We start from the raw sequence: 13,412 nt of genomic DNA on the forward strand, positions 1-13,412 counted from the left end.
TTAAATATTCTAGATCCCTGCTTTCGCAGGGATGACCTAAACGCTTAGGGGATACTACCACAGCTGTCGAAAGTTAGAAGAGGAAGCGGTTTTAGAAGTCATAATGACAGTTTAAAAGTTGTCGGCTTATAACCGCTGTCATTGCGAGAAGGCGTAAGCCGACGAAGCAATCCACTTATGGTTACTTTTTTGGATTGCTTCGTCGACCTACGGTCTTCCTCGCAATGACGTTACCCTATTTAAAACCCCTTCCTCTTCTAACTTTCGACAGTTGTGGTTTTTGATCCACGCGGGCAATGCCTCTCGGGGATAACATCGCTTTTATCTAACCTGACTTATATATTTGCAGCAGGATAGCTAAATAACATTAAGTGGAATAAATTTAATCCAAAATGCACCATCATTGCACATATGATCCTATTTGTTTTATCGTAAGTATATCCGTAACATAAGGCACAAATCGTGGCTAATATTATATAGACGCTACCCCCTTGAAAATGAGCTAAACCAAATATTAAAGATGCAATAATAATATGAGCATTTTTGCCTCCTATCCCTAAAATATTAAATCCTACAAGTGGTTCTAATAAAGTTTTTAAGGTATTCTGTAAGAATCCACGAAAAATTACTTCCTCTGCCATACATACAAAGAATAAGTTATTAATTGCCCAAATCAATAACACATTTGGTATTTTCGGATCGAATTTTACATATCCACTAATAAAAGCAGGAATCAAAACTCCTGCAATACAAAGTAAAAGAAAAAAAGCTGTTTGTTTTAAAGATTTTACATCTATAGTTTTCTCTAAAATATAAAAATTACTTATAGAATAGAGTATTAGTGCAGGCATAGTCTTGTCAAAATTTAAAAACATAGAAAATGGACATGACAACTCAGAAAGCTGGACTTTATTCAAAACTAATATATTAAAGAAACCTGGTATTAAATGAAAAGCAAACCCAGCTATGAAAGAGGATAATCCTATAAAGAATAGAATTTTTAAAGCTCTATTGACATTGTTAAGGTGGAAATATAAGTATGTCATTATACTAAAGCAACACAACAAAGTTAGTCCCACGATATTTATTACCCCCTGAGATAATCCTACAATATTTGTTATAATGATGCTTATGTATAAAAACTTTTTATCTCTATGAAACAATGCAATGATTACTGTAATAATTAATAAAATATAAGTTATGTTCATCTGATTCCTTTATATCATTATAATGGGAGTGCTGTTATAGCTAACCCGAGAAGGTTTAGCTTTGTCTACCAACTGTTTAAATCATAGGAGTATACATCGAATTCAAGTTATAAATACCAAAAACTTCTTAATAAAAATCTGTATAAAATAAAATAATACCACCATGCACGAGCATATAACTAAACTCAATAGCATGGAAATAGGCAATTTATTTTCTATAGAAAATATTTTAGAATTATTATCAATAGGCTTATAAATAAATATTATCAGCTTTGCTAAATACAGTGCAGAGAATAGCGTACTTAAAGCTAGTACTACCATAACTAATATTTGATTTTGTTCTGCAGCAGCTAACATAATATAAAATTTACTAATAAAACCACCAAAAGGAGGAATGCCTATTAAGGATAAACTGGCAATGAGTACCATAAAGCTGGTTTTGGGCATTGCTTTAGCAGTACCTATAAGATCAGAGACTTGGTTGGTATTCTTTAAGCTATAAATACTTCCCATTCCATAAAATAAACAGATTTTAGTAAATGAATGTGAACATAAATGTAGGATAGAAGCTCCCATGGCTTTTGATGTAAACATGAAGCTACTAAGTAAAGCTATAGATAATTGGTTAATGGTAGAATAGGCTAATATCTTTTTAATATTATCACTTTTTAACGCTTTAAAAGAACTATAAATTATAGTTATAATTGGTAAGAAAATAACCCAGTTAAATTCTGCAAAAAGAGATTGTAAATATTTAAGACCAAAAATATACATCAAAATTTTATAAATGCAAAAAAGTCCAGTTTTAACAACTACCACAGCATGTAGCAAGGCACTTACTGGGTAATGTGCTACCATCGCGGCTGGTAACCATTGATGTACAGGAAATAAAGCTGCTTTTGATATACCAAAAATAAACATTAATAACAAAATTATTGTTTGATTCTTGGAGAAATAATGCTTGATAAAACCTTGCGATGTAAAATCTCCATGACCTACTTTAGCATAAATAATTATTAGTGCTGGCAAGAATAGTAATATCCCGAAAATCATTAATATTTTTAAATATTTATAAACCCCTGCCATAACTTTATCTCCACCACTGTGACCAATTAGTGGAGCAGTTGATAATGTTAATAGTTCATAAAAAATAAACATAGTAAAAAGATTCGAAGATAATGCTGCCATCCCGCCAAATAACACACTTAGATTAAGGAAGAATAGAAAACGACTCGAATTATCGATATTATTAATTGCCAAATATTTTGTTGTGTAAACCAAAGCACAAATCCATAAAAAGCTCAGCAACGTTAAAAAAATAAGAGTGAGTGCTTCTAAATGCAGCCCTATAGAAAAATTACCATATATGTTTATTGACAGATTTGCTTTTACGCCTTTCAGAAATAACCAGTCAATAATTAAAATATTGACAAAAAAGAAGCTGCTAATAGTAATTAATAAAGAGTTACGGGTGTTATTATTACTATTACTGATAAGGGGAGCTACTAAATTTAGCATAGCTAGCAGTAAAGTCGATAAAATCAAAAAACTAGGGGTAATAGCAGAATACATTACTGCCCTCCCCTTATGTCATCCCTGTTTCCCTTTATGTCATCCCTGCGAAGGCAGGGATCTAAAATATCTAAAACACCCTTCCTGTCTATTTCTTTAGATTCCTGCCTACGCAGGAATGACATCATTCCAAAAGCACTATATCTCATATCGTTTTCATGACTCCTAAAAAAAGTTTAAGAACATTGGCAGAAAAAATTGCATTATACTAATAAAAATCAGCCCACCATACTTAGTGTTCGATTTTAATCGTGTATAATCGTAGTGATCCCAACATAGTTTTTTGGCAATTTTATAGTGATAAAGTAGTGACATAGCAGAACTTATAACAACAATACCAAACTCTAACCACATATTTTCAACAATCAACAACTCAAAAATACTAATCTTAATGAAAAACATACTACTTATTGGCAAACCACAGCTGCAAATTAGGCTAAAAACTACCAAAACACGCCATAACATACTAAACGATTTTGAAATATCAGAATAAGCAATGATCAGAAATAAAGCGATCTTGTTAAGGCTATCAGCAAACAAAAAGGGAAATAACAGTGATTCACCTCTAGGAATAACTAAAAGCAAAAACATATAACCAATTTGCACCGCAGAAGAATATATAACAATATTTCTGACTTTTTGGTTTCTGCAAGCAAAATATGTACATAAAGTAATAGTTACCAAAGCGATTAAGCTGATAAAATTTGATAGATCCTTAATGATCACATTGTAATCAATAGTAAAATGAATGAACCTCAATATTATATAAATACCAATTATACTGGATATACTAGCAAGATATGTCAGAATAACCGGAGCGGCTGAACTATAGGCCCTGATCATCCAAAAATGCATAGGGAAAAAAGCTGTTTTTAGTATAGAGCCAATTAGAAAAAAACTAATGCCTAGCATCACTATTTTAGAGTCATAATGCGTCTTAAGAAGCATTGAAACATCTAACATATTAAGGCTGCCTGTGCTACTTAATAAAAATCCAATGCCTATTAATATCAAAGTAGCCCCGACAGTACCAAGCATAAGATAATCGAAAGCACCGATAACAGCCCTAGGATTATTGCCCTGTGCCATTAATACATAGCTACTTAATGAAGATATTTCAATGAATACATAAAGATTAAAGAGGTCATTAGTACTTACAATACCAAGATAGCCGCTATGGGCAAATAATAAAACTGCATAAAATAACGATTGTCTTTTTCTATCAAGAAATTTAAGTATGGTATTTGTAACCAATTTGTTACAAAAGATTAGAAAAAATAATAATACACAATTAATATAGATAATTATAGGTTGGTTCAGATAGTCTAGCCGATATTCAATACCTATAGGGGCATGCCAATCACCAAAATTATATGATACGACCTCTTTATTAATTACAGATAAACCGTAAATACTTAAAAATAAACTTAGTGCAATCGATATAACTGCTATAATTCGAGTAGCTAGCCTATAGCGAAAAGTTAGTATTGAGAATAACGCTCCAAAAAATGGTAGCAATACTTGCAGAGCGGGGAAATGTTTAATTAATGTCATTCACTTCGATCATTAGTCGTTTCACTAAAATTAATCTCACCTTCTGATATAGTATTAAATTGCTTAGAAATACGGTAAATCAAGCTAAGACCCAATGATAAAGTAGCAAATCCAACAACAATAGCCGTGAGCATTAACACCTGAGGGAGTGGGCTTGAATAGCTATGTAGTATTGTACGTTCAATTGGTACAATACCTCCACTTACCTTACCAAGCATAAGGTAAAAAATTAGCACCGAACTTTGCATTACACTAAGCCCAATAATTTTACGAACATAATTATCACTGGTTAGCATTATAAATAAACCACTAACTAACACTAATAGTGTAAAAAAATATAAAATTTGTGAGATATATATAGTTTCTAAAAACATTATTGCTTAACTTAATTATTTCCGGATCGAGTAAAGACACTTTCGATATCATTCCCGCGTATGCCTGCGTGAATCGCTAGTATGTCATTCCCGCGTAGGCGGGAATCCATAATATCTAATAGTCTTTCAGGCTATTTTTTTAGATCCCCGCTTTCGCGGGGATGACATCAAGTACATATTAAGCACTTTCTCCTTTATCTATTAGGCTTACAGCCCGACTTTTAAATTACCCTGCCTCACAGGGATGATATTTTTCTTAGATATACGAGGTTTAATACGGCTTAAATGCTTCATTAAACACACACACTATTTTTTTACCATGACGTATTGAAAGTTTGTGAAATACTTGTTCAATAATCACCATATTAGCATTATCTTGGGAGAGTCGATAATTTACCATCGACTCTCTAAGAGCTTCATCAACTGCAAAAATAGCTGGTAACTCAACATTTTTATCTCTGAATTGTAGGTAAGTATACACTCCATCATCAAAAATTTTAATTGGTGCAATCGATTCATTACCACTTATGGAATAATTAAAATTATATTTTTCAGGATGCGATAAATCAAGGTTAGCTGAAGATGTAACGTAACTTTGTAAGTGATCTCCAGAATTTTCATCATCAGGATAAATAAACCTTAAATTAAAAACCATATCTGGATCTCTCATATCTAAGGCTTCTGTAGCATATAGTTCAAAAAAGTAAGTTCGCTTATTAGTAATAAGCGTCATGTTAGTTGTAGCATCTTGTTCCATCGGTTTAATGAAGATCCTATAACCCGCTGGTACTATTTGCCAAGAAGTGGTATCTCCCATGGAAATACTAACTATTTCTTCATCTTTTGCTAGCTCTATACTAGCCTGATAACCATAATATCCAGTAAACTTAAATACATCATCAGGACTATAAACCATCACCCTGATTCTACTATCAATCGGCATTGGTCTAGATTCCCTAACGGCTAACGCAGTATTTACAAAAAATACTACTACAAAAAATATTATTAGTTGCTTCATCTTATTTTTTTACTTTTATCTTCTATTAACTTAAGTTTGTAACCAGTAACAGCAAAATTAAATCTTGAGTTAGACGGTAGATGTATATTAATTGCATCTATTTCAAAATTTATTGTAGCTTGCCACACCATATTTTCTAAAATATCATTAGAAGCGTTTTTTGCCAAAGATGTAAATGTAACTTCAGCCTTATTATTTTTATGATAAACCACTGATAATATATTAACAGAACGCTTTAAGGACTTTTGGTAACGCATAACTGGAGACAATGGATTGTCAATATTCATAAAATTGGCAAATTGTCTAAATATTATACGCGTAGAATTATTCTGCATAAATATATACTGAGGACGAAGTAAATCATAGTCGTATGATTCCCTATGTATAACGTAATTTCTAATCATAATATCTGCAATAGAATTAATTGCATCATGCTTAATATGATTAGCGTTAGTTATTGTTGCACTTTTAAGGGATTTAGCACTAATTGCGTATCTCACCTGACGCTTTACTAGTAATAAAGTCTCAAAATTAATCACCACACTTAGAAATAATACAAATAGAACTACACTAAATATCAACAAAAATGTTCTGTGTACAAGTGGATATACATATTCAAAATTATACCATCTTTTAGCATCAACAAAATATTCCCCAGACTTAATATATTCTTGAACAGAACTTAATACCTTATCCATTAACTTTAAATAATTGCTTACCTATATCGGATTCTAACACATATTAGAAAAGATGTTATTATTTTTTGTAAAAATTATTCTTTTAGCCTATTCAAAAAGCTAATTTTGTGTCTACAATACCAATAAAGATCATATTAAGAATAGTCAAATTAAAAAGAATATTTGACTCAGGAAATGTTTGTTGTTATAAGCTCTGTGTATACACTAGTATTAATAATGGGGCGTGGCCAAGTGGTAAGGCAACGGTTTTTGGTATCGTCATTCGGTGGTTCGAATCCATCCGCCCCAGCCATTCTCCGATTTTAGTACATTTTGTGAACATATAAAACGGTGGACGTAGCATAAAGTCTAGCTTTCCGTCTTTTAATTCTAGGTTCGAAAATACCAAATTTAATGATCTTAATTTTTTATAATCTAAAAAATCCTGTTTTATTTGCCCGTGAAATTATATAGAATAAACAATAAACTATGGTGTTTATTACCGTAATTATTGGGGTAATTGGTATGTCAAGATATAATGATACTACTAAGCCAAGGAAGTCTACAATTAAAGCTACGATAACTGAATTGATAATCATTTGTGCTGGATTACTAGAAATCATCCTAGCGGTCATGGCTGGAATCAGCAAAATACTAGTAACAAGTAATGCCCCAACAATCTTAATAGTCGAGAATACTGATAAAGATAACAGTAACAAAAATGCCAATTCAATCGTTCTTACTTTCACCCCCTTAATTTGTGCAATATCTCTATTAATGACAATTAGAATAATCTGACTATAGAAATACCAAACGAAAGAAATAACGAATATAAGTATAATTGATAAGGTTAATATATCATTTAAACAGGCAGATAAAATATCGCCAAATAATAGGTTAGTGATCTTAATCTGTAGTGGGTACATATAACCTACTATTAAGGCTAAAGATAACATAAAACTTGATATTAACATTACCACGCTACTACCACCTGACCTATGTTTTAACGTAAACACCAAGATAGCAAATATAACGGCAACAACTAGTCCTGAATAAACAACAGGCAAATGGGCAAGGATACTAATACTTCCAGCAAGTAAACTTGCGTGCGAAAGACCATCACCAAAATAAATATATTTTTTCCATAAGCTTATACAACCAAGAGGAGCAAAAATTAGACTGATTAGAATTATAGTTAATATTATTATAGTCATTTTATACGATTTTTGGTAGATAATTTGAGAATAGCACTTAGTGCTTCATGATTTTTGTGGTATATTAGGAATGGATTCTATAACCAGTGAAGAAATATGTCTACAAAATCTTCTATTAATCAAATAGAACTAGAAAAGTTTAGTAAAATTTCTAGCGGGTGGTGGCAGGAAGATGGAGAGTTTAAAATTCTTCATCAAATAAATCCTATTCGTCTTGGTTACATAATAGATAAGATAAAATATCATTTTAATATAGATGATGATGTAGTACTACCTTCAAAATTAGATATTTTAGACGTAGGATGTGGCGGGGGATTAATTACCTCTGCTCTCTGTAAACTAAATGGCACAGTCACTGGCATAGATGCACTACAAAGTAATATAGATATTGCGATGAAGCATGCTGAAGAAGAAAATTTGAATATACAATATTTTAAATCGACTGCTGAGGAATTAGTATACTCAAATAGCAAACAGTATGATGTGGTACTATGCTTAGAAGTCATAGAACATATAGACAATCCTAGTGATTTTGTAAAAAACCTTGCTAGTTTAGTAAAACCAAATGGCATGATTATAATTTCAACAATTAACCGTACTGTAAAAGCTTATATGTTAGCTATTTTGATGGCAGAATACGTGCTTAGTTGGATACCAAAAAAAACCCATGACCATAGTAAATTTCTTAAACCATCTGAAATTTATTCTATGTTTAGTAAAAATAACATAGAGCTTAAAGAGCTTAAGGGCTTAACCTATAATATCGTCAATAGAAGTTGGCAGTTGAGTGATGATATAGAGGTAAATTATTTTGCTTATTTAACTAGACCTCTTGCAGAACTCGCCCTGAATTACGCGAATTGACTTTAAAGGAAATACTATGACTATAATTACCAGATTCGCCCCCTCCCCTACTGGCTTCTTGCATATTGGTGGGGCAAGGACAGCATTGTTTAATTATTTATTTGCCAAACACCATAATGGCAAATTTTTACTTCGAATTGAGGATACTGATAAAACAAGATCAACCGAAGATGCAGTAGATGCTATATTTTCCGGTTTGAAATGGCTTAGTTTAGACTGGGACGGTGAAGTGGTTTTTCAGTCTAAAAGAAATGATTTATACAAAAAAGCAGCTCTGAAATTGCTAGATGAAGGAAAAGCTTATTATTGTTTTACGCCTCAAGAAGAAATAGATCGGCAACGAGATAATGCTATAGCTAATAAACAACATTTTTTATTTCAAAGCCCTTGGCGAGATGTTGATCCTGCTAACTTTCCGAAAGGTTACCAATCCACAAAAGCAGTGATTAGACTGAAAGCTCCAAGAACTGGCTATACAACTATCCATGATGCTTTACAAGGGGATGTTACTATTGAAAACTCCCACCTAGATGATATGGTGCTGTTACGTAGCGATGGAAGTAGCACCTATATGTTGGCGGTAGTAGTGGACGACCACGATATGCAGATTACCCATATTATCAGGGGGGATGACCATTTAACTAACGCTGCTCGTCAAATCCTACTTTATCAAGCCTTTGGTTGGTATGTACCACATATGGTACATATACCGTTAATACATGGTGATGACGGGGCAAAATTATCTAAAAGACATGGAGCTCTTGGAATAAAAGCATACCAAGATATGGGATATTTACCCGAGAGCTTGTGTAATTATTTACTAAGGTTAGGATGGAGTCACAAAGATGATGAGATTATTTCAAGACAACAAGCTATAGAATGGTTTGGCCTTGAAGGACTTGGCAAATCGCCTTCTCGTCTTGATTTTGCCAAAATGGATAATTTAAACGCTCATTATCTACGTCAGCTTGATGCTACGCTATTAACAAAAATGATTTGTAAGAGTTTGCAAAAAACTTATAAAATTACCACGGAAGAAACGGAATATATTAAGCAAGCAATGCCAAACTTGAAAATAAGAAGCACAAATTTAGTCGAATTAGCTGAACTAGCCAAGATTTACTTGATTAACGTTCCTATTATCTACTCTGAGGAAGCCAAAGAGATAATCAAAAATTGTGATAAAAATTTACTTAACCAAGTTATTGAGGAATTAGAAAATTTACAAAATTGTGATAAAGACTCAATTCAAATAAAATTTAAAGAAATAGCCAAGAATAATAATATTAAACTTGCAGATCTCATGCAATCCATTAGATCTCTAATAACAGGCATGACTGCTTCTCCAAGTATTTTTGAAATTATCGCCATAATTGGTAAAGAAAATGCTATTGCTAGATTGAAATGTACTCAAATGATTTAATAAAAAGAATAGACTTAAATGATCCTATGAATGGGAACAATAAACAAGGGGTGAGCAGACTAGGCGTACATGAAGTGCATGAGTACGCGAATACCCCGCAAGTATTTGCAAGAGCCAATTCGGAGGATCACTTTAGTATATTTCACAACCTAGTTGGAACATATGCTATTACGAGAATTTTAGGCAATTATGGTACAGCTAAAGGAATCGCTTACTTTATAGAAGATAAAGAACATATATACTCACCTCATTCACGTATATTATACAGAGAGGAGCTTGATGTTGAATATTATGGTAATACCAATAAGGTGAAAGCTTTTAAGGAGTATCTATACTCTCTAGAGCAAAACAAAATTGTTAAATATTTTTTTAATGAAAATAACAATAGTTTATTTTACCAATTACATTTTATCTCTAATACTCCTTTTCAGGCTGAAGGTACACATCAGTGCAACTTGGATATTTACCAAGCTAATTACACATTCTTGAATAAGAATTCTTTTGAACTGAGTTATAAAGTTTTAGGCCCTAACAAAAACTATACGATAACAACTAGTTTTACTAGAATATCCTGAATTCAATAGATCTCTTTCGAAATTCGCTTATGCTGAGGAATTTAAAGAAGCCACGGAACGCAGAAGCCGCAGCGTACTGAGATGTACATGAGGAGCAGAGTACCGGTAGCACGAATAAATTACCAGCAGAAGTAGAGTTTCGAAAGAGATATAATATAACATTACCGTACCTTCGATATCACCCCCACCTACAGGGTAATTAAAAAGTCACACTTTGGAGTTGAAATAAGTAATTATTAAGAACATCAAACGTCATTGCGAAACCACGTAGTGGTTGTGGCAATCCACATTTATTGGATTGCTTCGTCACGCGAATTCGGGATAAGAATTAACTAATTCTTATCCCGAATTGGGGTTTCGTCGCCACCAAAGTGACTCCTCGCAATGACTCTAGGCTATTTTCTCTATGACTTTTTGCCATGCGTAAGGTAAGGTAGTTAGCGTAAATTATCGTAAATAACCTCAAGTATCGATGTAATAAATTAATAGTAGGCTTAAGTAATCATCGCCATTATGGGTAATTTCACCCCTGCCGCCGCCATTATGCCACCCTACTCGCCATTATGTCATTCCCGCGTAAGCAGGGATATAGAATATCTAAAGCACCCTTCCTGTCTATTTCTTTAGATTCCTGCTTTCGCAGGAATGACATCGTTTCATCGTACATGTCATCCCTGCTTTCCTTTATGTCATCCCTGCGTAGGCAGGGATCTAAAACTATATAACATAGCTCTCTATGCTATTTTTTTAGACCACTACCTTTGCAGGGGTGACATCCTAGGCTATTAAACCGATGTCTTACATCAAATTGAGGTTAAGTAAAATTTACAAATCAGCCTTACGACAATTTGAAGTTTCGAGAATTCTGACTCGAGCGTTCGCACCGAAGGCTCTCACTTGTCTAGGATGTGACGTGTCGCCAACTTAAACCAAATACCAGTGTGCCTTCGCGGGAATGACAGCTCTGTGTAGTAACTACAACTGTAGTACTAGTTTCTTCTACTACCAAAGAATCTTAGAAGATGTAAGAACAAATTAATAAAGTCTAAATACAAATTAAAAGCAGCCATTATAGACATTTTTTGTCCTAACTCTCCACCTCCAGACATAAAATACATAGACTTAATTTTTTGAGTATCCCATGCAATAATACCCATAAATATACCAACCCCAATGAGAGACGTTGCAAAATATATAGCTGAGCTTTGCAAAAACATGTTGACTAGCGATACAATGATAAGACCAAATAATCCCATGATAAGAAATGAACCCATTGATGTCAAATCCCTATTGGTACTATACCCATAAAGACTCATTGCACCAAAAACAGATGAACAAATAAAGAAAGTTCGAGCAATTGACTCTCCTGTATAGATAAACCCGAGGGATGCCAAAGACATACCAGTTAAAGCAGCATAAACCCAAAACAATACTTTAGTAGTATCTAGACTCATCCTGCCAAATCCCATAAAAAAGTACAAAGCAATTCCCACAGGAGAAATCATTACCAACGTTCCCAAACCGGTATAGCCCATGAACTGTCCATTTGCTTCAACTTGAAATAAAAGCCTAGTTAATGGCTCAAATGATATAGTAGCAAAAGCCATTACTCCAGTTAGCACAAGAGCTAAAGCCATATAATTATAGACTTTCAGCATGTATTCTCTCAGTCCAACATCATATGTTTTCTGAGTAGCAGTAAAAGTCTTGGTGTAATCAATCATAAGAAACCCCATGAATCATGTTATTATTTATACTATAATAGTATAAGCTTCATACCTTTTCTTTTCAAGAAGAAAATTGTGAAATATTTATTTAAATTATCATGAAACGCTTATAAAAGCAAAGAAAAGATTAGAGAACCTCAGTTCGATATAAGAATTAATAATTCTTATATCGAACTGGCTTTATTATAGGAAAAATGCACTCTTGAAACGGCTGACGCGAGTGCATTTTAACTTTTTCCATCATTCAATATGTGATTTTAATAATTAAAATCACATATTGAATGGAGTGTTATATTTTAACAATCAGGTGGGCAGCCGCTTCAAACCTGATTGTTTCTATATATAACACGAAAGTTCGATGTAACAAGTTATACCATTTCCCATTATTAACTACACTAATACTACAGTTGTAGTACTAATGTCAAAACGATGTCATCCCAGCGAAAGCTGAGATCTAATAATGTTTAATAGTCTTTCAGGCTTATTTTTTTAGATTCCCGCCTACGCGGGAATGACAACTCCGGGCAGTAACTACAACTGTAGTATTAGCGTAGTTAATAATGGGAAATGGTATTACATCGAATTCAGGTTAGAGAGAAAAATTTATAATTTAGTTTCCTAGATTAATATTTATTATTCAGCCTGAAAGGCTATTAAGAATACGGATTCCCGCCGTTGCTAAGAATGACATCATTTTTGATCCTGTAAGTACCATTACTTACGTTGGCTTTTTGATCCACGTGGACAATGCCTACGCGGAAATGACATCGAATTATCGAGGGTATATTGAAAGCTGTATCCCTTACTTTACAAGCCCTACAGCCTAATTTTTAAATTATTCTGAGGTAAATACCAACTATTAGTTGCAATTTTTAAATTACCCTGATAAGCTCAGGTAATTTAGTTGTTTACATGATACAAAGATATTGCTATTTTGTCTACAAAACTTAAAAAAATATGATCTAATTTTTAGGGATTTAATGCCTCTGTGGTGGAATGGTAGACACGGTAGACTCAAAATCTACAGCTCAAAAGGCGTGCTGGTTCAAGTCCGGCCAGAGGTACCATCATTGTGACCAAGGCAATTTGAAAGCTAGACTTATCCCAGTGAGGGTTGATGTCAAAGTAATGTTATACCGAATTCAGGTTATTCACGAAGCTAATTTGAAGACACATTCAAATATATACAAAAACAATATTTAGACA

13 protein-coding genes and 2 tRNA genes are annotated in these 13,412 nt (G+C 33.1%); 5 read left to right on the forward strand and 10 right to left on the reverse strand.

The genetic code is table 11. From position 1 onward, the window contains the following. Positions 1 to 335 precede the first annotated feature (335 nt). The 7 genes from AAGD29_RS03385 to AAGD29_RS03415 form a co-directional block, all read right to left on the reverse strand. Positions 336 to 1,208: a type II CAAX endopeptidase family protein gene (locus AAGD29_RS03385; RefSeq protein WP_341758517.1), complete on the reverse strand. Its 873-nt coding sequence runs from the start codon at positions 1,206 to 1,208 to the stop codon at positions 336 to 338. A 102-nt stretch (positions 1,209 to 1,310) separates the two neighbouring features. Next, positions 1,311 to 2,780: a proton-conducting transporter membrane subunit gene (locus AAGD29_RS03390; RefSeq protein ID WP_341758518.1), complete on the reverse strand. Its 1,470-nt coding sequence runs from the start codon at positions 2,778 to 2,780 to the stop codon at positions 1,311 to 1,313. Beyond that, positions 2,780 to 2,929 carry a hypothetical protein gene (locus tag AAGD29_RS03395; protein WP_341758519.1) on the reverse strand — a complete coding sequence of 50 codons (150 nt, stop codon included), beginning with the start codon at positions 2,927 to 2,929 and terminating at the stop codon, positions 2,780 to 2,782. Before AAGD29_RS03395 ends, AAGD29_RS03390 begins: the two co-directional genes overlap by 1 nt. Positions 2,930 to 2,945: 16 nt before the next feature. Continuing rightward, entirely contained in the window at positions 2,946 to 4,334 is a 1,389-nt protein-coding gene (locus AAGD29_RS03400; RefSeq protein ID WP_341758520.1) for a proton-conducting transporter membrane subunit, read from the reverse strand. After that, positions 4,331 to 4,687: a Na+/H+ antiporter subunit C gene (locus AAGD29_RS03405; protein ID WP_341758745.1), complete on the reverse strand. Its 357-nt coding sequence runs from the start codon at positions 4,685 to 4,687 to the stop codon at positions 4,331 to 4,333. Before AAGD29_RS03405 ends, AAGD29_RS03400 begins: the two co-directional genes overlap by 4 nt. 292 nt (positions 4,688 to 4,979) lie before the next feature. Continuing rightward, positions 4,980 to 5,726, reverse strand: coding sequence for a P-type conjugative transfer protein VirB9 (gene virB9, locus AAGD29_RS03410; protein ID WP_341758521.1), 747 nt, complete (start codon positions 5,724 to 5,726; stop codon positions 4,980 to 4,982). Further along, positions 5,723 to 6,424: a VirB8/TrbF family protein gene (locus tag AAGD29_RS03415; protein WP_341758522.1), complete on the reverse strand. Its 702-nt coding sequence runs from the start codon at positions 6,422 to 6,424 to the stop codon at positions 5,723 to 5,725. Before AAGD29_RS03415 ends, virB9 begins: the two co-directional genes overlap by 4 nt. A gap of 217 nt (positions 6,425 to 6,641) precedes the next feature. On the opposite strand from AAGD29_RS03415, the gene AAGD29_RS03420 reads away from it, so the two are divergent. After that, positions 6,642 to 6,716, forward strand: a tRNA-Gln gene (locus tag AAGD29_RS03420). A 115-nt stretch (positions 6,717 to 6,831) separates the two neighbouring features. Here AAGD29_RS03420 and AAGD29_RS03425 read toward each other — a convergent pair. Beyond that, positions 6,832 to 7,617, reverse strand: a complete 786-nt coding sequence (locus AAGD29_RS03425; protein ID WP_341758523.1) for a metal ABC transporter permease — start codon at positions 7,615 to 7,617, stop codon at positions 6,832 to 6,834. A gap of 96 nt (positions 7,618 to 7,713) precedes the next feature. On the opposite strand from AAGD29_RS03425, the gene ubiG reads away from it, so the two are divergent. The 3 genes from ubiG to AAGD29_RS03440 are packed head-to-tail and all read left to right on the forward strand — an operon-like array spanning position 7,714 to position 10,479. After that, positions 7,714 to 8,481: a bifunctional 2-polyprenyl-6-hydroxyphenol methylase/3-demethylubiquinol 3-O-methyltransferase UbiG gene (gene ubiG, locus AAGD29_RS03430; protein WP_341758524.1), complete on the forward strand. Its 768-nt coding sequence runs from the start codon at positions 7,714 to 7,716 to the stop codon at positions 8,479 to 8,481. Positions 8,482 to 8,497: 16 nt separating this feature from the next. Beyond that, the gene (gene gltX, locus AAGD29_RS03435) at positions 8,498 to 9,904 is read left to right on the forward strand and encodes a glutamate--tRNA ligase (protein WP_341758525.1); all 1,407 of its coding nucleotides are present in this window, start codon (positions 8,498 to 8,500) and stop codon (positions 9,902 to 9,904) included. Then, positions 9,886 to 10,479: a DUF6314 family protein gene (locus tag AAGD29_RS03440; RefSeq protein ID WP_341758526.1), complete on the forward strand. Its 594-nt coding sequence runs from the start codon at positions 9,886 to 9,888 to the stop codon at positions 10,477 to 10,479. The genes gltX and AAGD29_RS03440 overlap by 19 nt, the downstream gene beginning before the upstream one ends. A gap of 541 nt (positions 10,480 to 11,020) precedes the next feature. On the opposite strand, the gene AAGD29_RS03445 is transcribed toward AAGD29_RS03440, so the two are convergent. Both AAGD29_RS03445 and AAGD29_RS03450 read right to left on the reverse strand, forming a co-directional pair. After that, a complete protein-coding gene (locus AAGD29_RS03445) occupies positions 11,021 to 11,146 on the reverse strand; it encodes a hypothetical protein (RefSeq protein WP_341758527.1) in 126 nt (41 codons plus the stop codon). Between the two features lie 322 nt (positions 11,147 to 11,468). Beyond that, positions 11,469 to 12,203, reverse strand: a complete 735-nt coding sequence (locus AAGD29_RS03450) for a Bax inhibitor-1/YccA family protein (protein WP_341758528.1) — start codon at positions 12,201 to 12,203, stop codon at positions 11,469 to 11,471. 985 nt (positions 12,204 to 13,188) lie between these two features. On the opposite strand from AAGD29_RS03450, the gene AAGD29_RS03455 reads away from it, so the two are divergent. Next, positions 13,189 to 13,273: transfer RNA gene (locus AAGD29_RS03455), tRNA-Leu, on the forward strand. Positions 13,274 to 13,412: the final 139 nt, after the last annotated feature.

Source organism: Candidatus Tisiphia endosymbiont of Ditula angustiorana, from assembly GCF_964026425.1.
GTDB lineage: Bacteria > Pseudomonadota > Alphaproteobacteria > Rickettsiales > Rickettsiaceae > Tisiphia.

Bases quoted from the DNA above. Each gene is read 5' to 3' on its own strand.
- AAGD29_RS03385 (WP_341758517.1), bottom strand. From the start codon at position 1,208: ATGAACATAACTTATATTTTATTAATTATTACAGTAATCATTGCATTG.
- AAGD29_RS03390 (WP_341758518.1), bottom strand. From the start codon at position 2,780: ATGTATTCTGCTATTACCCCTAGTTTTTTGATTTTATCGACTTTACTG.
- AAGD29_RS03395 (WP_341758519.1), bottom strand. From the start codon at position 2,929: ATGAGATATAGTGCTTTTGGAATGATGTCATTCCTGCGTAGGCAGGAA.
- AAGD29_RS03400 (WP_341758520.1), bottom strand. From the start codon at position 4,334: ATGACATTAATTAAACATTTCCCCGCTCTGCAAGTATTGCTACCATTT.
- virB9 (WP_341758521.1), bottom strand. From the start codon at position 5,726: ATGAAGCAACTAATAATATTTTTTGTAGTAGTATTTTTTGTAAATACT.
- AAGD29_RS03415 (WP_341758522.1), bottom strand. From the start codon at position 6,424: ATGGATAAGGTATTAAGTTCTGTTCAAGAATATATTAAGTCTGGGGAA.
- AAGD29_RS03425 (WP_341758523.1), bottom strand. From the start codon at position 7,617: ATGACTATAATAATATTAACTATAATTCTAATCAGTCTAATTTTTGCT.
- ubiG (WP_341758524.1), top strand. From the start codon at position 7,714: ATGTCTACAAAATCTTCTATTAATCAAATAGAACTAGAAAAGTTTAGT.
- gltX (WP_341758525.1), top strand. From the start codon at position 8,498: ATGACTATAATTACCAGATTCGCCCCCTCCCCTACTGGCTTCTTGCAT.
- AAGD29_RS03440 (WP_341758526.1), top strand. From the start codon at position 9,886: ATGTACTCAAATGATTTAATAAAAAGAATAGACTTAAATGATCCTATG.
- AAGD29_RS03445 (WP_341758527.1), bottom strand. From the start codon at position 11,146: ATGTACGATGAAACGATGTCATTCCTGCGAAAGCAGGAATCTAAAGAA.
- AAGD29_RS03450 (WP_341758528.1), bottom strand. From the start codon at position 12,203: ATGATTGATTACACCAAGACTTTTACTGCTACTCAGAAAACATATGAT.